This window comes from Modestobacter sp. SSW1-42 (assembly GCF_046635825.1).
GTDB lineage: Bacteria > Actinomycetota > Actinomycetes > Mycobacteriales > Geodermatophilaceae > Modestobacter.
Genome location: NZ_JBISCA010000002.1, coordinates 149,031 through 168,909, shown reverse-complemented (window position 1 = coordinate 168,909; position 19,879 = coordinate 149,031). Strand labels below are relative to the sequence as shown.

The window sequence follows — 19,879 nt, the reverse complement described above, 5'->3', positions numbered from 1 at the left end:
GCGGCTGCCCGCACCGCCTCGGTGGTCTCCTCGACCGCGCGGGTGAGCTCGGCCTTGTCGGCCGGCTGCTCGTTCGTCTCGGTCGGCGGCTGGCCCGCGTCGTCGATGCTCATCGGTGGTCCTTCCAGGTACCTCTGGGTGTCACGTGCGTCGTCCGGTCCGGCCGCTGGCAGCCAGGTCCTGCCTCAGTCACCGGACGTCAACCGGGACAGCGAGCTCAACGGGATCATGAGCCAGTTCGGCCTGTTCCGCGCCTCGTACACACACTCGTACACGGCCTTGTCCGCCTCGAAGGCGCGCAGCAGCGCGGAATCGCTGGACAGGGTGACGCCGTGGGCGGCCGAGTAACCGGCGCAGAACGCCTGCCGGTTGCGCTCGGCCCACTCCTGCGCGCGGTAGGCCCGCTGCTGGTCCTCCGGCTGCTCGACGAGCATGTGCCGGGCGGCGTAGTCGAAGGAGCGGAGCATCCCGGCGACGTCGCGCAGCGGGGTGTCCAGCTCGCGGCGGGAGGCCAGCGGCCGGGCCGGCTCGCCCTCGAAGTCGAGCACGATCCAGCCGGTGGTCGTGCGCAGCACCTGGCCCAGGTGCAGGTCGCCGTGGACCCGCTGGCGGACCACGGGCTCGTCGGTGCCGGCGACCGCGGCATAGAGCGCCCGCAGGCCCTCGGCGTGCGCGGCGAGGTCGGGGACGACGGCCAGCGCCGCCTCGAGCCGGGCGTTCATCTGCTCGGAGACCGCGGTGTACCAGTCGCGCCCGGCCTCCTCGGTGGGCAGCACCCGGGCGAGGTCGGCGTGCACCGAGGCGGTCGCCTCACCGAGCCGCTCGCTCTCGCCGGCGAAGTCACCGCCCACCTCGTCGGCGTGCAGGTCGCCCTCGGCGTAGAGGTCGCGGACGCTGGAGGTGGCCAGCCGCCACCCGTCGCTGGCGTTGGCCACGAACGTCTGCAGCATCGCGACGGTGGAGGGCTCCTGGCCCGGCTCGTCGATCTCGATGTGCGCGAGCAGCGGGGCGATGTGCTGGTTGTCGGCCTGCCGCAGCGCGTCGTGGATCTCGACGTCGGGGTTGAGCCCGGGCTCGAGCCGGCGGAACAGCTTGAGGATCGCGGACTCGCCGTAGACCAGCGAGGTGTTGCTCTGCTCGCCGGAGATGATGTCGCCGGGCAGCCCCTCGGGGATGTGCGCGACCCCGGCCGGGTGGAAGTGCATCGGCCCCACGGTGGACGCGGCCACCAGGTGGGTCAGCCACGGCACGGTGGCGTCGCGGTCGCGCATCGCGTCGTAGGCGTAGGTGGAGCCCGACGCGCCGGGGACGGCGCCGACCAGGGCCGACGCGAGCTCCTCGGCCGGGGCGCTGCGCCACGACAGCGGCACCAGGTAGGTCTCGGTGACGCCGTCGGTGTAGCTGACCCGCACCCGGTGCACGGACAGGGCGGGGTCGGACTGGTCGAGGAAGAAGCCCTCCTCGCTCACCCCGGCCCACTCCCGGCCCTTGCTGGCGAACCACCGTTGCCCGGGCATCCAGTCGGCGAGGATGTCGGTGAGCGCGCTCATCAGGCTTCTCCGTGCTTCGTCGTGGTCGTCGGGGCCTCGGCGCCGAGGCCCCCGCTGCCGGCGGGGGCGTCGGTCGCACCGACGACGCCGGCGTCGAGCAGGGACTGCGCCACGCTGCTGCTGACCGTGGTCTCCCAGCCCTCGTCCTCCTCGACCGCCGGGGTGGCGGGCTTGGAGAGCTCGAACCAGTAGAAGCCGTGGCCGCTGAGGGTGAGCATGTACGGCAGCACCCCGATCTGCGGGAACTGCACGCGCCCGGTCAGCTCGACCGGCGTGTAGCCCTCGAACCGGCGCAGGTCCAGCTCGACCGGCTGCGGGAAGCGCGAGAGGTTGTTGACGCACAGCACCACGTCGTCGCCGAACTCGCGGACGAACGACAGCACCGTGGGGTTGCGCGAGCTGATCTCGGCGTAGGTCCCGAGACCGAAGGTCGGGTGCTGCTTGCGCACCGCGATCATCGTGCGGGTCCACTGCAGCAGCGAGTTGGTGTTGCGCAGCTGGCCCTCGACGTTGGTGACCTGGTAGCCGTACACCGGGTCGGCGATCAACGGCAGGTGCATGCGCTGCGGGTCGGCCGTGGAGAACCCGCCGTTGCGGTCGGGCGTCCACTGCATCGGGGTGCGCACGCCGTCGCGGTCACCGAGCCAGATGTTGTCGCCCATGCCGATCTCGTCGCCGTAGTACATGACCGGCGAGCCGGGCAGCGACATCAGCAGCGCCGTGAACAGCTCCAGGGTGTCCAGGTCGTTGTCCAGCAGCGGGGCGAGCCGGCGGCGGATGCCGATGTTGGCCTTCATGCGGGGGTCCTGGGCGTACTCGCCCCACATGTAGTCGCGCTCCTCGTCGGTGACCATCTCCAAGGTCAGCTCGTCGTGGTTGCGCAGGAAGATGCCCCACTGGCAGTTGTCCGGGATGGCCGGCGTCTGCGCCATGATCTCCGAGATGGGGAACCGCTGCTCCCGTCGCACGGCCATGAACAGCCGCGGCATCACCGGGAAGTGGAAGGCCATCTGGCACTCGTCGCCGTTCTCGCCGAAGTACTCGACGACGTCGGCCGGCCACTGGTTGGCCTCGCAGAGCATGACCTTGTCGGCGTAGTTCTCGTCGACGACCTTGCGGACGTGCTTGAGGAAGGCGTGGGTCTGCGGCAGGTTCTCGCCGTTGGTGCCCTCCTCCTCGAACAGGTAGGGGACGGCGTCGAGCCGGAAGCCGTCGATGCCCAGGTCCAGCCAGAAGCGCAGGGCGTCGATGATCGCCTCCTGCACCTTCGGGTTCTCGAAGTTCAGGTCGGGCTGGTGGCTGAAGAACCGGTGCCAGAAGTACTGCTTGCGCACCGGGTCGAACGTCCAGTTCGAGCTCTCGGTGTCGACGAAGATGATCCGCGCGTCGGCGTACTTGGTGTCGTCGTCGGCCCACACGTAGAAGTCGCCGTAGGGGCCCTCGGGGTCGCTGCGGCTGGCCTGGAACCAGGGGTGCTGGTCCGAGGTGTGGTTCATGACGAAGTCGATGATCATGCGCATGCCGCGGGCGTGGGTCGCGGCGATGAGCTCCTTGAAGTCCTCGATGTCGCCGAACTCGGGCAGGACCGCGGTGTAGTCGCTGACGTCGTAGCCGCCGTCGCGCAGCGGCGAGGCGAAGAACGGCGGGAGCCACAGGCAGTCGACGCCGAGCCACTGCAGGTAGTCGAGCTTGCCGATCATGCCGCGCAGGTCACCGATGCCGTCGGCGTTGCTGTCGGCGAAGCCGCGGACCAGCACCTCGTAGAAGACGGCGCGCTTGAACCACTCGGGGTCGGTGCCCGGGGCGGGCAGGGTCGACTGCTCGCCCGCGCCGGGGGTCGACTGTGCTGGGACGGGGAGGCTCATGAACTCGGTCCTCGTTCGTTGCGGGGGAAGCGGATCGGTGCGGCGACGGCGCCGGCCGGCGACTGGGCCGGCGCCGTCGCGTGAGGACGGGAGTGTGTCAGCGGGTCACTGCGGCGGGACGGGGGTGGGCAGGCTGCGGTGCACCGTGAAGACGTGCGCCGGCTCCCGGTAGGGGTCCAGCTCCACGTAGTTGTTCTGGCCCCAGTCGTAGTGGGCGCCGGTGATCTCGTCGGTGACGGCGAACCGGTCCGACCAGTCCAGGCCCAGCGCCGGCATGTCCAGGGCCGTGGTGCCGATCTGGGTGTAGGTGCTGTTGAGCGACACCACCACCAGGACGGCGTCGTCCGAGGCCGGGTCGGTCTTGGAGAACACCAGCAGGTTCGGGTTGTCGACCGGGTGGAAGCGCAGCGTGCGCAGCTGCTGCAGCGCCGGGTGGGCGCGGCGGACCTCGTTGAGCCGGCGCAGGTAGGGCGCGAGCGTGCGCCCGGAGGCCTCGGCGGCGGCCCAGTCGCGGGGACGCAGCTGGAACTTCTCGGTGTCCAGGTACTCCTCGCTGCCCGGGCGCAGGCCGACGTGCTCGAACAGCTCGTAGCCTGAGTAGACGCCCCACGTGGGGCTCATCATCGCCGCCAGCACGGCCCGGATCTTGAACATCGGCGGGCCGCCGACCTGCAGCGTCTCGTGCAGGATGTCCGGGGTGTTGACGAAGAAGTTCGGCCGCATGTAGTGCGCGTTGGCGGCCAGCTCCCGGCCGTACTCCGCCAGCTCCCAGGCCTCGGTCCGCCAGGTGAAGTACGTGTAGCTCTGGGTGAAGCCGATCCGGGCCAGCTGGTGCATCATCGCCGGCCGGGTGAAGGCCTCGGCGAGGAACAGCACGTCGGGGTCGGTCTTCTTGACCTCCCAGATCAGCCAGTGCCAGAAGTTCAGCGGCTTGGTGTGCGGGTTGTCGACGCGGAAGATGCGGACACCGGCCTCGACCCAGACCCGGATGACCCGCAGGCACTCGGCGTAGATGCCCTCGGGGTCGTTGTCGAAGTTGATCGGGTAGATGTCCTGGTACTTCTTCGGCGGGTTCTCCGCGTAGGCGATCGTGCCGTCGGGCTTGGTGGTGAACCACTCCGGGTGGCTGGCCACCCACGGGTGGTCGGGCGTGGCCTGCAGCGCGAAGTCCAGCGCCACCTCCATCCCGAGCTCCTTCGTCCGCTCGACGAAGGCCCGGAAGTCCTCCATCGTGCCCAGCTGCGGGTGGACGGCGTCGTGCCCGCCGTCCTCGCTGCCGATCGCCCACGGCGAGCCGACGTCGTCGGGGTGCGCCACCAGGGTGTTGTTCTTGCCCTTGCGGTTGGTGTGGCCGATCGGGTGGATCGGCGGCAGGTAGACGACGTCGAAGCCCATGTCGGCGATCGCCGGCAGCCGCTCGGCGGCCTGGGCGAAGGTGCCGTGGGTGGGGGTGCCGCCGACGACGGGGCCCTCGGAGCGGGGGAAGAACTCGTACCAGGAGCCGTACAGCGCGCGCGGGCGGTCGACCCACAGCTCGTACACCTGCGAGCCGGTGACCAGGCGCCGCACCGGGTGGGCGTACAGCACCCCCTGCAGCGCCGGCGACAGCGCCGGGGCGATCCGGGCGGTGAGCTCGAGCGACCCGTCGCGCAGCGCGGCCGCGGCGGCGGTGAGGTCGGCGCGGTGCTCGAGGACGCCCCCGTGGTCGTCGGGGACGGCGGCGGCGACCTCCTCCAGCAGCCGGGCGCCGGTCTCGAGGTCGTTGGCGAGCTCCTCGGGGCCCTGCCCCGCCTCGACCTTGACCTCGACGTCGTGGAGCCAGGTGCCCAGCGGGTCGTCCCAGGCCTCGACCTGGTAGGTCCACAGCCCCTCGCGGTCGGGGACGACGGTCGCCGTCCACCGGTCGGGCTCGGGACCGAACCTGACCATCCGGGTGAGGACCGGGGTCGCGGACGCCCCCGGTTCGGCCGGCGGGGTGAGGACCACGGTGGCCGCGACGGCGTCATGGCCCTCGCGGAACACGGTGGCGGTGATCGGCAGGTGCTCGCCGACCACGGCACGGGTCGAGAACGACCCGCAGGACACGACGGGGGCGACATCAGAGATGCCGAGGCGGAGGTCAGCGCGGCCAGTCATCGGCGCAACGCTATCCAGATCACGCCCGGCGCACACGTCGGCGCCGGGCGGGCTCCACAGTGCGAGGGAGCCGGTGGGTCCGCAGGTGTGACCGCCGTCTCTCCCGGTGCGCCACGCGGGCGGCTGCGCGGCTAGGGTCGCGCCCGTGCGAGCCCTCCGCCGTCTCACCGTCCGCGCGGCCCTCCCGGACGCGCTGCTGCCGCTCTCGCAGCTGGTCACCAACCTGCGCTGGTCCTGGCACGCCGAGACCCGCGACCTGTTCGAGGCGCTGGACCCGCAGCTGTGGGAGAGCTGCGGCGGCGACCCGGTCCGGGTGCTGGGCGAGGTCTCCGCCGAGCGGCTGGCCGCCCTCGCCGACGACCCGGCGTTCCTGCAGCGCCTGGGGTCGGTCACCGCCGACCTGCGCTCGTACCTGGACTCCCCGCAGTGGTACCAGTCACTGGGGGAGGAGGCGCCGGCCGCGGTGGCCTACTTCTCCGCGGAGTTCGGCATCACCGAGGTGCTGCCCCAGTACTCCGGCGGGCTCGGCATCCTGGCCGGGGACCACCTCAAGGCCGCCTCGGACCTCGGCGTCCCGCTGATCGGGGTCGGGCTGCTCTACCGGGCCGGCTACTTCTCCCAGGGGCTGTCGGCCGACGGGTGGCAGCTGGAGCACTACCCGGCGCTGGACCCGCACGGGCTGCCGCTGAAGCTGGTGCGCGACGCCGAGCGCAACGCGGTGGTCGTCAGCGTCCCACTGCCCGAGGGGCGCACGCTGTCCGCGCACGTCTGGCGGGCGCAGGTGGGCCGGGTGCAGCTGCTGCTGCTGGACAGCGACATCGAGGAGAACGCCCCGGCCGAGCGCGGGGTCACCGACCGGCTCTACGGCGGCGGCGAGGACCACCGGCTCCGGCAGGAGATGCTGCTGGGCATCGGCGGGGTGCGCGCGGTGCGCGCGTACTGCTCGCTGACCGGCGCCCCCGCGCCGGAGGTGTTCCACGCCAACGAGGGCCACGCCGGCTTCCAGGGCGTGGAGCGGATCCGCGAGCTCACCGAGTCGCACGGGCTGACCTTCGCCGAGGCGCTGCAGGCCGTCCGCGCCGGGACCGTGTTCACCACGCACACGCCGGTGCCCGCCGGCATCGACCGGTTCCCGCGCGCGCTGATCGAGCGGTACTTCGCCGGCTTCGGCGTCCCGGTCGACCAGCTGCTCCCGCTGGGCGCCGAGCGGGACCCGAACACCTTCAACATGGCGCACATGGGCCTGCGCCTGGGGCAGCGGGCCAACGGCGTCAGCCGGCTGCACGGGCACGTGAGCCGGGGGATGTTCGGTGACCTGTGGCCCGGCTTCGACCCCGACGACGTCCCGATCGGCTCGATCACCAACGGGGTGCACGCCCCGACCTGGACCGCCCGCGAGCTCGTGGAGCTGGGCACCCAGACCGGCGACGGCGACGACGGGCGGCCCGGGCCGGCGCACTTCGGCGGCGTCGACCGGATCCCGGCCGAGGTCCTCTGGGGCACCCGCCGGCTGCTGCGCGCGCGGCTGGTCGAGGAGGTGCGCCGCCGGGTGCGCGCCACCGCCGTCTCCCGGGGCGCGACCGAGGCCGAGCTGGGCTGGACCGAGACCGTCTTCGACCCCGACGTGCTGACCGTCGGCTTCGCCCGCCGGGTGCCCTCCTACAAGCGGCTGACCCTCATGCTGCGCGACCCGGCGCGGCTGCGCGCCCTCCTGCTGGACGACGAGCGGCCGCTGCAGCTGGTGATCGCCGGCAAGAGCCACCCGGCCGACGACGGCGGCAAGCAGCTGATCCAGCAGATGGTGCGCTTCGCCGACGACCCCGAGGTCCGGCACCGGATCGCCTTCCTGCCCGACTACGACATCGGCATGGCCCGGCACCTGTACTGGGGCTGCGACGTCTGGCTGAACAACCCGCTGCGGCCGCTGGAGGCCTGCGGCACGTCGGGGATGAAGTCCGCGCTCAACGGCGGGCTCAACCTCTCCATCCGCGACGGCTGGTGGGACGAGTGGTTCGACGGCCAGAACGGCTGGGCCATCCCCACCGCCGACGGCGTGGCCGACCCCGACCGCCGCGACGAGGTGGAGGCGCAGGCGATCTACGAGCTGCTGGCCCGCCAGGTCGTGCCCCGCTTCTACGAGGCCGGCCCGGACGGCGTCCCGCCCCGCTGGGTGGAGATGATCCGGACGACGCTGCGCGAGACCGGGCCGAAGGTGCTGGCCACCCGGATGGTCCGCGACTACGTCCGCACGCTGTACGTCCCGGCGGCCGGTGCCGCCCGCGTGATGGCCGCCGACGGGTACGCCGCCGCCCGCGAGCTCGCCGTGTGGCGCTCGCGGCTGCTGGAGCACTGGCCGGGGGTGCGGGTCGGGCACGTGGAGGCCACCGGCGTGGGGGAGACCCCGGAGATCGGTGGCGGCATCGGCCTGCGCGCCGAGGTCGACCTGCCCGGGCTCAACCCGGCCGACGTCCTGGTCGAGGCGGCCTACGGGCGGGTGGACGACGCCGACCGGCTGCACGCGGTCACCACCGTGCCGCTGCAGCACGACGGCGGCGACGGGTCGCGGCACTGGTTCACCGGCACGGTCCCGCTGACCCGGACCGGGCCGTTCGGGTACACGGTGCGGGTGCTGCCCCGCAACGAGCACCTCGCCGTCCCGGCCGAACTGGGCGTGGTGGTCACCGCCTGACGAAGGACCCCCTCGCCCCACCACTCGCGAGCTCGCGCTGGGGCCCGGCGAGAAGCCGAGATGGACAGATGGAGCCGCTCGTGACCAGCAGTGCTGGTCCGACAGCGCTCCGTGTGGTTTTTGCTGTGACGGGTGTGACCGCTGGTACAGGTCGTGCGCAACTGGCCCAGGTACCGGCGTGGCACGCCGACGCGCGGGCGCAGGATCGGGTCCGCGCTCATTAGGCTGGCCGTCATGCCCGACCGCTGTGAGGTGCTCCCCGGAGACTCTGTCGTCGCCCGCCGTGGCGGTGGCCTGCTGTGGGTCGACGCCCCGGGGTCGCCGGCGCTGGTCGCCGCCCTGCACGCCTGCCTGGGCGTGGCGGGTCCCGGCGCCGACCGGGTGCTGGCCGCCGTCGCCGGGCAGGTGTCCCGGCTCGCCGACGGCCCGGCGTCCTTCGCCCTGGTGCTCGCCGACACCACCGGCGGCACCGGCGCCGCCGTCGCGCTGTGGTCGGGCAAGGGCCAGCCGGCCGTCGACGGCGTCCCGGTCTCCGGCTCCTCGGTCGACGGCTGCACCCTCGCCACCGGCTTCTCCCTCGGCCAGACGCTCTACGTCGGCCCCGGCCAGCCCGCCGCGGCCATGCCGCCGGGCGTCGCCCTCGACCTCGTCGAGGGCACCGTGCCCGGCTCCGGTGCGCTGCTGCAGCTCGCCGCCGCCGCGTCGTCCGCGGTCGTCGCGCCGCCGGCCGGCCCGCTGCCCAGCGGCGAGTCCTTCACCGCCGGCTCCGACGCCGGGTTCGGCAGCTCCAGCCGCGCCCCCGGCCAGGCCCCCGGTGGCGAGCAGACCGCGTTCTGGCGCCCCGAGCCGCCGGCCGCGCCGGTGCTGCGCTTCGACGACGGCATGGTCGTCACCGTCGACGAGGACCTCGTGCTCGGCCGCCGTCCCGACGGCCACGACCTGGTGACCAGCGGCAACGCCCGCCCGGTCCCGATCGCCGACACCCAGAACGTGCTGTCCTCCGCGCACGCCGCCATCCAGCGGGCCGGCCGCGAGGTCTCGCTCACCGACCTGGGCTCGCTCAACGGCACCCACGTCGCCGGCCCCGAGGCCACCGAGTGGACCCAGCTCGAGCCGGGCGTGCCGCACCCGCTGACCGACGGCGACCGGCTGCTGCTCGGCTGGACCGTCATCACCTTCGAGCAGACCCCGGAGTAGGGGATGGGACGGCGACGATCACACGGCGACCCTGACGGGCCGCACCGCGGCCAGGAGCCGTCCCCGGCAGCCGTGAGCCGCTGAGTCGCTCGGTCCCGGGACCCTCCGGGCCCCACTCCTCACGATCCCCAGGGGTCACCTGGTCACGACGTGACGCGCCCCCGTTCCCGCCCTGGGAACGGGGGCGTCGTGCTGTCCCGGCGGTCTACTCGGCGTGGGGGACCGGCTCCGGCGTCCTCAGCACCCGCAGCGCCCACACCGACCGGCCGGGCAGCTGGGTCGGGCCCGGGGGCAGGGCGGTCGGGCGCGGAGGGAGGCCGGTGGCGTACTCGGTGGCCAGCGCCAGCTCGTACCCGTCGCCCCAGGGCGCGCCGGGCAGGACGACGTCGACCGGGTCGGCGCCGGCGTGCAGCCAGATCAGCCACGAGTCGTCGACGACCGGCCGCCCCCGCTGGTCGCGCAGCCGCAGCCCGCGGCCGTCGAGGTACATGCCGACCGTCTGCAGCTCGTTGTCGAACCAGTCGCTGCTGGTCAGCTGCTCGCCGCCCGGTGCGAACCAGGCCAGGTCGCGGGTGCCGCCGGAGCCGGGGACCTCGCTGCCCTCGAAGAACGCCTCCTGGCGCAGGACGGGGGAGTTGCGGCGCAGCCCGACCGCGTGGGAGACGAAGCTCCACAGGTCGGCGTCGATCGCGGCCCAGTCCAGCCAGGAGACCTCGTTGTCCTGGCAGTAGGCGTTGTTGTTGCCGCCCTGGGTGCGGCCGAGCTCGTCGCCGGCGGTCAGCATCGGCACGCCGGTGGACAGCAGCAGCGTGGCCAGGTGGTTGCGCACCTGCCGGGCGCGCAGCTCCACGACCGCCGGGTCGTCGCTGGGCCCCTCGACGCCGCAGTTCCAGTTGCGGTTGTGGCTCTCGCCGTCCCGGTTGTCCTCGCCGTTGGCCTCGTTGTGCTTCTCCTGGTAGGTGACCAGGTCGGCCATCGGGAAGCCGTCGTGCGCAGTGACGAAGTTGACCGAGGCGAAGGGACGGCGGCCGTCGGAGCGGTAGAGGTCGGAGGACCCGGTGAGCCGGTAGGCCAGGTCGCGCACGCCGACCTTCGCGCCCGACCACACGTCGCGGACGGTGTCGCGGTACTTGCCGTTCCACTCGGTCCACGGCGGCGGGAAGTTGCCCACCTGGTAGCCGCCCTCGCCGACGTCCCAGGGTTCGGCGATCAGCTTCACCGTGCTGACCACCGGGTCCTGGTGGACGACGTCGAAGAAGGCCGACAGCCGGTCGACGTCGTGCATCGAGCGGGCCAGGGCCGAGGCCAGGTCGAAGCGGAACCCGTCGACGTGCATCTCGGTGACCCAGTAGCGCAGCGAGTCCATCAGCAGCGCGAGCACCGGCGGACGGCGGACGTCGAGGGTGTTCCCGCAGCCGGTGTAGTCGGTGTATCGGGAGGGGTCCTCGCCGTTGAGCCGGTAGTAGCCGCCGTTGTCCAGGCCCCGGAACGACAGGGTGGGGCCGGTGTGGTCGCCCTCGGCGGTGTGGTTGTAGACCACGTCGAGGATCACCTCGATGCCCGCGGCGTGCAGCGCCTTGACCATCGCCTTGAACTCGGTCACCTGCCCGCCCCCGGAGCCCACCGAGCTGTAGGCGGCGTGCGGGGCGAAGTAGCCGAGGGTGTTGTAGCCCCAGTAGTTGGTCAGCCCGCGGCGCAGCAGGTGCGGCTCGCTGACGAAGTGGTGCACCGGCAGCAGCTCGACCGCGGTGACGCCCAGCGAGACGAGGTGCTCGACGAACGCCGGGTGCGCGAGCCCCGCGTAGGTGCCGCGCAGCGCCGGCGGGACGTCGGGGTGGGTCATCGTGGCGCCCTTGACGTGCACCTCGTAGACCACCGTGTCCGACCACGGGGTGCGCAGCAGCTGGTCGCCGTCCCAGGGGAAGGAGTCGTGCACGACCACCCCGCGCGGGACGAACGGCGCGGAGTCGGTGGGATCCGGCTGGCCCGGGTCGCGCCGGTCGAACCCGAACAGCGCCTCGTCCAGGCGCAGCTCGCCGTCGACGGCGCGGGTGTAGGGGTCCAGCAGCAGCTTGGCCGGGTTGTAGCGGGCGCCGACGGCCGGGTCGAAGTGCCCGTGCACCCGGTAGCCGTAGCGCTGACCGGGCCCGACGCCGGGCACCCGGCCGTGCCAGACCTGGTGCGTGGTCTCCTGCAGCCGCTGGCGGTGCTCGGTCCCGTCGGGGTCGAACAGGCACAGGTCGACGGCGGTCCCGCCGGCCGACCAGAGCGCGAAGTTGGTCCCCGTGCCGTCCCAGTGGGCGCCCAGTGGCGCCGGGACCCCGGGCCACACCTCCACCTGTCGGCCGGTCGTCGATGCGGTCACCCCGAGCATGGTGCCCGACTCGCCCACCACCGGCCGCCCGTCCCGTCCGGCGGGTTGGTTGGATGGGTGGCGTGTGGACTGAGCCGGTCGTCGAGATCCGGGGTGTGGACGTCGTCCGGGGCACCGCGCACCTGTTGCGCGGGGTCGACTGGACCGTCCGGCCCGACGAACGGTGGGTCCTCCTGGGCCCCAACGGCGCCGGGAAGACCACGCTGCTGCAACTGGCCGGCGCGCAGCTGCACCCCAGCGCCGGGGAGGTGACGATCCTCGGCGAGACGCTGGGCTCGGTCGACGTCTTCGAGCTGCGGCCGCGCATCGGGCTCACCAGCGCGGCGCTGGCCCAGCGGATCGACCCCGGCGAGCGGGTCGGCGACGTCGTGGTCAGCGCCGGGTACGCCGTCGTCGGCCGGTGGCGGGAGCGCTACGACGTCCACGACCTGACCCGCGCCGCGCTGCTAATGCAGCAGTGGGGCGTGGCGCGGATGGCGCACCGGCCCTTCGGCACGCTGTCGGAGGGCGAGCGCAAGCGCACCCAGATCGCCCGGGCGCTGATGACCGACCCGGAGCTGCTGCTGCTCGACGAGCCCGGCGCGGGGCTCGACCTCGGCGGCCGCGAGGACCTCGTCGCCCGGCTGTCGGACCTGGCGCGCGACCCGTACGCCCCGGCCCAGGTGCTGGTCACCCACCACGTCGAGGAGGTCCCGCCGGGCTGCACCCACGGGCTGCTGCTGCGGGCCGGCGAGGTGGTCTCGGCCGGCCCGATCGAGGAGGTGCTCACCGCGCCGCTGCTGTCGGACGCGTTCGGCATCCGGCTGGAGGTCCAGCGTGAGCGTGGCCGCTACAGCGCCCGGCGCGCTGCCTGACCCGGTCGGGTCCACCGCGGCACCGGCGCGCCGGACGGGCCGGCCCGGCTGGGCCGCCGTCCTGCTCGCCGTCGGCCTGGCCGTGCAGCTGGCGCCGCTGCTGCTGCTCGACCTCGTGCTCACCCAGGACGGGCCGGCGCACGTCGACAGCGCGTGGGTGCTGCTGCACCACGGCGACCCCGGCGTGGTGGGCGACGCGCTGCGCGAGCACTACCTGGTCGACCTGAGCCCGGTCCCGAACCTGCTCACCACCGGGCTGCTCGCGGCGCTGCTGCCGCTGCTGGGGCCGGACTGGGCGGAGAAGGTGGTGGTCGCGGGCTTCGTCCTGGCGCTGGTCGCCGGCCTCCGGTACGCGCTGCGCGGGGTCGACCGGCGGGCCGGCTGGCTCGCCGTGGCCGCGTTGCCGTTCGCCGGCAGCCACCTGGTCGCCTACGGCTTCTACAACTTCGTCTGGGGCGTGGCCCTGTCGCTGGTGGCGATGGGCGTGGCGCTGCGGGCGCGCGAGGGGTGGACGGCGCTACGCACCGTCGGGCTCGCGCTGTTGCTGCTGCTCACCTGGTCGGCGCACCTGATGCCGGAGGTCGCCGCGGTCGGGGTGGTCGGCGCGCTGGCGGTCGGCAGGCTGCTGGCCACCCGCGGCGCGCTGGGCCGGGGCCCGGCGCTGCGCCGTCACGTCGCCGGCCCGGCGCTGGCCGTCACCCCGACCGTGCTGCTCACCGGCTGGTACGTGGTGACCGGAGGAGGGGAGCACGGCGAGGTGGTCGGGGGGCCGTCACTGGTGCGGGTCGGCTGGCTGCTGTCGATGTACCGGCCGCTGGTCGTCGGCAGCTGGTGGGAGCTGCCGGCGGCGCTGCTGGTCGCCGGCACGCTGATCGCGCTGCTCGTCGTCGCGGTGCGCCGCGGCGGTGCCCCGCGTGCCGACGGCACCGACGCCGCGCTCGCCCGGGCCGACCGCGCCGTGCTGGGGCTGTCCACGGCGCTGGCCGCGCTGGCGGTGCTGCTCACCCCGTCGCGGCTGGGCCAGGAGTACGGCTTCCTGCCCGACCGGCTGGCCTGGTTCCCGCCGCTGGTGCTGCTGCTGTTCTGCGCCACCCGGCTGCCCCGCCGGGCGGGCACGCACCGGCTCGTGGCCGGGGCGCTGGTGCTGGCCGCGACGGCGGCCGCGCTCGTGCGGCTGCCCACCCAGCTGCAGGACGAGCGCGCCGCCGAGGAGCTGCTCTCGGTGGCCGCCGACATCCCGGCCGGCTCGACCTTCCTGGTGCTGCGCTTCGACGGGCACGAGGCGGCGATCGCCCCGCTGGAGCGCGAGCCCGACACGCTGCGGCACGTCTCGAGCCGGCTGGCGGTCGAGGTCGGTGGTGTCGACGTCGGGCACTACGAGGCGGCCTTCCCCTACTTCCAGGTCCGCTTCACCCCCGAGCCCGGGATCCGGGCCGCGATCGACCCCGAACGCGAGGGGATCGAGCGCATCCCGCCCACCGTCGACCTGCCCGCCGCCGGACGTGACCTCGACTACGTCGTCGTGGTGGGCCTGGACCGGGCCGCGGACTGGGTACGATCGGACGACCGGACGTCGCGGGTGCTCGCCGACCTCCGGGCCGGTTACGAGGAGGTGGCCGTCTCCGGGACGTCGGGGTACGCCACGGTGTGGCGGCTGCGCGCCGCCCCGGGCGAGTAGCTCCGCGCGGCACACTGCTCGGGGCTGGAACCGACCGGCCCGGGTCCGACACACCGCCCGTCCCCGGGCGGCGTGGTCCGGGCCGTTCCACCGCCCGCCCCGTCCCCGGGGCCGGCACGTCTGCCTGGAGGAACCCCTGTCCGAGTCGCCGAGCGCCTCCCCGGACGTCGTGACCGGTGCGGGGGCGACCGCCGCGGACCGGGAGCCGGACGCCGGGACGTCCGAGGGCACCGGCTGGGGTGGTCGCGGGACCGTGGTCGCCGCCGTCCTGGCCGTGCTGGCCGGCACGGTGCTGCGCTTCGTCGCCCCCGAGGCCCTGTGGCTGGACGAGGCGCAGAGCGTGGCCATCGCCCGCTCCGACCTCGACGGCCTGTTCACCGGGCTCCGGCAGGACGGCTCGCCGCCGCTGTACTACCTGCTGCTGCACGGCTGGATCGGGCTGTTCGGCGAGAGCGCCGGCTCGGTGCGCGCGCTGTCCGGGCTCTTCGGCGTGCTGGCGCTGCCGCTGGCCTGGGTGCTGGGCCGCCGGCTCGGTGGCCCCCGGGTCGCGCTGGCCTTCACCCTGCTGCTGGCCAGCTCGCCGTTCGCGATCCGCTACTCCAGCGAGACCCGGATGTACTCGCTGCTCGTGCTGCTGGCCCTGCTCGCGGCGGCGGCGGTCACCTGGGCGGTGCGCCGGCCCGGCCCGCTGCCGGTCGTGGCGGTCGGGGTGTCCTCGGCCGCGCTGCTGCTGACCCACTACTGGGCGGTCTACCTGCTGGTCGCCGCGGGCCTGGTCGCGCTGGCCGCCCTGCGGTGGGACCGGGCCGCCGCGGTGCGCGTGCTGGCCGGGTTCGTGCTCGCCGGGGTGCTGTTCCTGCCCTGGGTGCCCACGCTGCGCTTCCAGCTCGCGCACACCGGGACACCGTGGGCCGCCGTCGGTGGGCTCGGCTCGATCACCACGGCGCTGGACGCCTGGCGCGGCGGGCCAGCGGTCCTGCCGCAGCTGCTCGGCTACACGTTCGTCGTCCTGGCCGTGCTCGCCGTGGTGACCCAGCCGTTCGCCGGCGGCGTCCGGCTGCGGCTGTCCCGCGGCCGGGGGCGCTGGCAGCTGGTGGCGCTCTCGCTGGGCACGCTGGTCGTGGCCGGGGTCGCCAGCCTGCTGACCTCCAGCGCGGTCTCCGGCCGCTACACCAGCGTCGCGCTGCCGGCCTTCCTCGCGCTGGTCGCCGTCGGCATCGTCGGGCTGCCCAGCCGCCGCACCGCGGCCGTCCTGCTCGTCGGCTGCGTCGTCGTCGGACTGGGCCTGGCGGCCTCGTCGGCCGGCAGGGACCGGACCCAGGCCGGCCAGGTGGCCGAGGCGCTGCAGGACGCCGCCCCCGGTGACACCGTCGTCTTCTGCCCCGACCAGCTCGGCCCCTCGGTGAGCCGGCTCGCCCCGGCCGGGCTGGACCTCGTGGTCTACCCGGACCTGCGGCCGGCCGACCGCGTCGACTGGACCGACTACTCCGAGCGCAACGAGTCCGCCGACCCGGTGTCGGTGGCCGCGCAGCTGTCGGCCCGCGCCGGCGACGGCTCGGTCTGGCTGGTCACCAGCCGCGACTACCGGGTGCCCTCGGACGAGGCGTGCGCGGCGGTGGGGGAGTCGCTCGAGCAGCTGCGCGGCCCCGCGCGGGAGCTGCTCGAGCCCCGCCGCGGCGCCGGCGAGGTCATGCGGCTGGAGCGCTTCGCCGCCCCGGTGCCGGCCGCCCCCTGAGCCGGGTGCCCGCGCCCGGCGGGTCCTAGGGTGCTGGGCATGGCAGCTCCCGAGTTCGTCACCCTGTCGGTCGCCGACGGCGTCGGCACCATCCGGCTGGACCGGCCGAAGGTCAACGCGATCGACGAGCAGCTGCACCGGGAGCTGCGCGCCGCCGCGCAGGAGGCCGGCGAGCGCGCCGACGTGCGGGCCGTCGTCCTCTACGGCGGGGAGCGCGTCTTCGCCGCCGGTGCCGACATCGCCGCGATGGCGCAGCTGGACGCCGGGCAGGTGGCCGCGTGGGGCACCGAGCTCACCACCTCCTTCACCACCGTCGCCCGGCTGCCCAAGCCGGTGATCGCCGCGGTCACCGGCTACGCCCTGGGCGGCGGCTACGAGCTGGCGCTGTGCGCGGACTTCCGCGTGCTGGGCGCCGGCGCGCGGGTGGGGCAGCCGGAGGTCCTGCTGGGCGTCATCCCCGGCGCCGGGGGCACCCAGCGGCTGGCCCGGCTGGTCGGCCCGGCGAAGGCCAAGGACCTCGTGTTCACCGGCCGGCAGGTGGGGGCGGTGGAGGCGCTGGAGATGGGCCTGGCCGACGCCGTCGTCCCCGACGACGAGGTGTACCCGACCGCGGTCGCCATGGCCCGCAAGTTCGCCGCTGGCCCGCCGCTGGCGCTGGCCGCGGCCAAGCGGGCGATCGACGAGGGCCTCGACGGCGACCTGGACACCGGGCTGGCGCTGGAGGCCCGGCTGTTCGCCGGGCTGTTCGGCACCGAGGACCAGCGCGCCGGCATGGCCTCGTTCCTGACCGGGGGCCCCGGCCGGGCCACCTTCACCGGCCGCTGACCCCGCTGGGGGACCATGCCTGGGTGACCGCCGCACCGCCGACCCCCTCCGACGTCGACCGCTCCGACCCGGGCGGCCGGGCGTGGGTGGAGCGGGCGGTGTCGCTGGTCGAGGCCGACGCGCACCGGTCGGCCGACACCCACCTGCTGGTCCACCCGCTGCCCCCGGAGTGGGGTGTGGACCTCTACCTCAAGGACGAGTCGACCCACCCGACCGGCAGCCTGAAGCACCGGCTGGCCCGCTCGCTGTTCCTCTACGCGCTGTGCTCCGGCCAGCTGCACGAGGGGAGCACCGTCGTCGAGGCCTCCAGCGGCTCGACCGCGGTCAGCGAGGCCTACTTCGCCCGGATGCTCGGGCTGCCCTTCGTCGCGGTCATGCCGGCCACGACGAGCCCGGAGAAGATCGCGCTGATCGAGTTCCACGGCGGCCGCTGCCACCTGGTGCGCGACGCCGGCACCGTCTACGACGAGGCGCGCCGGATCGCCGCCGACACCGGCGGGCACTACCTCGACCAGTTCACCAACGCCGAGCGGGCCACCGACTGGCGCGGCAACAACAACATCGCCGAGTCGGTCTTCGAGCAGATGGGCCGCGAGCGGCACCCGGTGCCGGAGTGGGTCGTCGTGGGCGCCGGCACCGGGGGCACCAGCGCCACCATCGGCCGCTACGTGCGCTACCGGCGGCTGCCCACCCGGCTGGCCGTCGTCGACCCGGAGGCGTCGGCCTTCTTCCCCGGCTGGCGGGACGCCGACCCGGCCACCACCGGCTCCGGGTCGCGGATCGAGGGCATCGGCCGCCCGCGGGTCGAGCCGTCGTTCGTGCCGACGATCGTCGACCGGATGATCTGCGTGCCCGACGCGGCCTCGCTCGCGGCGATGCGGCACCTGGAGCGGGTCACCGGACGGCGGGCCGGCGGCTCGACCGGCACGAACCTGTGGGGTGCCTTCCGGCTGGTCGCCGAGATGGTGGCGGCGGGGCGCACCGGCAGCGTGGTCACGCTGCTGTGCGACGGCGGGGAGCGCTACGCCCGCACCTACTACGACGACGCCTGGGTGGCCGCCCAGGGGATGGACCTGGCGCCGCACACCGCCGTCCTCGAGCACTTCGCGCGCACCGGGGAGTGGATCGCCGACGGAGTGTGACGCCCGTCGCCCCGGCGTGCGTAGCCTCGGTGGTGAGCCCCGACCGACGAGCCGCCTGGAGGTCCGCCGATGCACCTCGTCGTGCTGGTCAAGCAGGTCCCCGACCCGACGGCCGAGCGCCGGCTGGACCCCGCCGACGGCACCCTCGTGCGCGACACCGCCGACGCCGTGGTCGACCCGCTCGACCTGCACGCCCTCGAGGCGGCGCTGGCCCTGCGCGAGGCCTCCGGAGGCACGGTCACCGCGCTGACCGTCGGGCCCCCGCCGGCGACCGCCGCCCTGCGGCACGCGCTGGCCACCGGGGCGGACCGCGCCGTGCACGTCAGCGACCCGGCGCTGCACGGCGCCTGCGCCCCGCAGACCAGCGCCGTCCTGGCCGCGGCTCTGCGCCGGGTGGGCTTCGACCTGGTGCTGTGCGGGGCGGCGTCGGCCGACGGCGCACTCGGGGTGATGGCGGCGCTGCTGGGCGAGCGGCTGGGCGTGCCGCACCTGTCCGGCCTGCGGACCCTCGCCGTCACCGGGACGACGGTGACGGGGGAGCGGGCGACCGAGGACGGCTGGTGGGAGCTCGCGGCCGACCTGCCGGCGGTGGTGTCGACCTGGGCGCTGCCGTCGGTGCCCCGGCGGCGGTCGGTGGCCGGCATCCGCGCCGCGCAGGCGAAGCCGCTCACCACCTGGACGCTGACCGACCTGGACGTCGACCCGGCGACCGTCGGCCTGGCCGCCGCGACCAGCCGGGTCGTCTCCGCCGGCCGCCCGGACCGCACCACGGGGCGCACCGGCGACACCGCCGAGCTCGTCCGCTTCCTGGCCGACCGTGCCCTCGTCTGAGGCGGCCGGGGTGCCGGAGGTCCTGGTCCTGGCCGGGCTCACGGGGGACGGGGAGCCGACCCGGGCGACGCTGGAGGCGCTGACCGCCGTCCGGGTGCTCGGCGAGCCGGTCGCGGTCGTCCTGGGCGCCCCGGGCACCGCCGCCGCCGTCGCCGAGCGGCTGGCCCGGTACGGCGCCCGGCGGGTGCTGGCCGGGGAGTCGCCCGCACTCGACGCGCACCTGGTGGGCCCGCGGGTCGGCGTCCTGGCCCGGCTGGTCGCCGACCGGTCCCCGGCCGCGGTGGTCGTCCCGGCCGGCGCGGAGGGCCGGGAGGTCGCCGCCCGGCTGGCGGTGCGCACCGGCAGCGGCTTCCTCACCGACGTCGTCGGCCTGGCCGCCGATGGCACGGCCACCCGGTCCGCCCTCGGCGGGACGACGGTCGTGCAGGCGCGGGTCACCACCGGGACGCCGGTGCTCGCCTGGCGCGCGGGCTCGCTGACCCCGGTGCCCGCGCCGGTCCCGGCCGTGGTCGAGCACGTGCCGGTCGAGCTCTCGGGGGCGCGCGAGGCCAGGGTCACGAAGCGGGTCGTCGAGCCCCCGGGCGGGCGGCCGGCGCTCGCGGAGGCCCCGGTCGTCGTGGCCGTCGGGCGCGGGGTCGCCGGTGCGGCGGAGTTCGCCGCGGTCGAGGAGCTGGCCGACGCCCTCGGCGCCGCGATCGGCGCCTCCCGGGCGGCCGTGGACGCCGGGTTCTGCCCGCCGTCGGCGCTGGTCGGGCAGTCGGGGACCCGGGTGACGCCGCGGCTCTACGTCGCCGTCGGGATCTCCGGCGCGGCCCAGCACTGGTCGGGGGTGCGGTCGGCGCACACCGTCGTCGCCGTCAACTCCGACCCCGACGCCCCGGTGTTCGCCCTGGCCGACTTCGGCGTCGTGGGCGACGTGGCCACGGTGGTGCCCGAGCTCACGGCGCAGATCACCGCCCGCAGGGCCTGATCGGCGCCCGCGTCGCCGAGGGCGGCGCCTACG

At 74.7% G+C, this 19,879-nt stretch carries 13 protein-coding genes; 9 read left to right on the top strand and 4 right to left on the bottom strand.

The window, feature by feature from the left end:
- Positions 1–185: 185 nt before the first annotated feature.
- From ACGBYP_RS06050 to ACGBYP_RS06040, 3 genes are all read right to left on the bottom strand, one after another.
- Entirely contained in the window at positions 186–1,550 is a 1,365-nt protein-coding gene (locus tag ACGBYP_RS06050; protein ID WP_411582374.1) for a maltokinase N-terminal cap-like domain-containing protein, read from the bottom strand.
- On the bottom strand, positions 1,550–3,415 hold the full coding sequence (gene treS / locus ACGBYP_RS06045; RefSeq protein WP_411582373.1) for a maltose alpha-D-glucosyltransferase: 1,866 nt from the start codon (positions 3,413–3,415) through the stop codon (positions 1,550–1,552). Before treS ends, ACGBYP_RS06050 begins: the two co-directional genes overlap by 1 nt.
- Before the next feature lie 105 nt (positions 3,416–3,520).
- Positions 3,521–5,551 (bottom strand): alpha-1,4-glucan--maltose-1-phosphate maltosyltransferase, encoded by a 2,031-nt coding sequence (locus ACGBYP_RS06040; RefSeq protein ID WP_411582372.1) that lies wholly within the window; start codon positions 5,549–5,551, stop codon positions 3,521–3,523.
- Between the two features lie 145 nt (positions 5,552–5,696).
- On the opposite strand from ACGBYP_RS06040, the gene glgP reads away from it, so the two are divergent.
- Together glgP and ACGBYP_RS06030 are read left to right on the top strand one after the other, a co-directional pair.
- The gene (gene glgP / locus ACGBYP_RS06035) at positions 5,697–8,240 is read left to right on the top strand and encodes an alpha-glucan family phosphorylase (RefSeq protein ID WP_411582371.1); all 2,544 of its coding nucleotides are present in this window, start codon (positions 5,697–5,699) and stop codon (positions 8,238–8,240) included.
- Positions 8,241–8,474: 234 nt separating this feature from the next.
- Positions 8,475–9,437 carry an FHA domain-containing protein gene (locus ACGBYP_RS06030; RefSeq protein ID WP_411582370.1) on the top strand — a complete coding sequence of 321 codons (963 nt, stop codon included), beginning with the start codon at positions 8,475–8,477 and terminating at the stop codon, positions 9,435–9,437.
- Positions 9,438–9,642: 205 nt separating this feature from the next.
- On the opposite strand, the gene glgX is transcribed toward ACGBYP_RS06030, so the two are convergent.
- The gene (gene glgX / locus ACGBYP_RS06025; RefSeq protein WP_411582369.1) at positions 9,643–11,802 is read right to left on the bottom strand and encodes a glycogen debranching protein GlgX; all 2,160 of its coding nucleotides are present in this window, start codon (positions 11,800–11,802) and stop codon (positions 9,643–9,645) included.
- 62 nt (positions 11,803–11,864) lie between these two features.
- Here glgX and ACGBYP_RS06020 point away from each other — a divergent pair, with 62 nt between their 5' ends.
- The 7 genes from ACGBYP_RS06020 to ACGBYP_RS05990 all read left to right on the top strand — a co-directional run bounded on the left by ACGBYP_RS06020 (position 11,865) and on the right by ACGBYP_RS05990 (position 19,846).
- A complete protein-coding gene (locus tag ACGBYP_RS06020) occupies positions 11,865–12,665 on the top strand; it encodes an ABC transporter ATP-binding protein (RefSeq protein ID WP_411582368.1) in 801 nt (266 codons plus the stop codon).
- Entirely contained in the window at positions 12,628–14,343 is a 1,716-nt protein-coding gene (locus ACGBYP_RS06015) for a hypothetical protein (protein WP_411582367.1), read from the top strand. Before ACGBYP_RS06020 ends, ACGBYP_RS06015 begins: the two co-directional genes overlap by 38 nt.
- 169 nt (positions 14,344–14,512) lie before the next feature.
- The gene (locus ACGBYP_RS06010) at positions 14,513–16,078 is read left to right on the top strand and encodes a glycosyltransferase family 39 protein (RefSeq protein WP_411582366.1); all 1,566 of its coding nucleotides are present in this window, start codon (positions 14,513–14,515) and stop codon (positions 16,076–16,078) included.
- A gap of 39 nt (positions 16,079–16,117) precedes the next feature.
- A complete protein-coding gene (locus ACGBYP_RS06005) occupies positions 16,118–16,903 on the top strand; it encodes an enoyl-CoA hydratase/isomerase family protein (RefSeq protein ID WP_411582365.1) in 786 nt (261 codons plus the stop codon).
- 23 nt (positions 16,904–16,926) lie between these two features.
- Positions 16,927–18,045 carry a PLP-dependent cysteine synthase family protein gene (locus ACGBYP_RS06000; RefSeq protein WP_411582364.1) on the top strand — a complete coding sequence of 373 codons (1,119 nt, stop codon included), beginning with the start codon at positions 16,927–16,929 and terminating at the stop codon, positions 18,043–18,045.
- Between the two features lie 69 nt (positions 18,046–18,114).
- Positions 18,115–18,876 carry an electron transfer flavoprotein subunit beta/FixA family protein gene (locus ACGBYP_RS05995; protein ID WP_411582363.1) on the top strand — a complete coding sequence of 254 codons (762 nt, stop codon included), beginning with the start codon at positions 18,115–18,117 and terminating at the stop codon, positions 18,874–18,876.
- Positions 18,863–19,846 carry an electron transfer flavoprotein subunit alpha/FixB family protein gene (locus ACGBYP_RS05990; RefSeq protein WP_411582362.1) on the top strand — a complete coding sequence of 328 codons (984 nt, stop codon included), beginning with the start codon at positions 18,863–18,865 and terminating at the stop codon, positions 19,844–19,846. The genes ACGBYP_RS05995 and ACGBYP_RS05990 overlap by 14 nt, the downstream gene beginning before the upstream one ends.
- Positions 19,847–19,879: the final 33 nt, after the last annotated feature.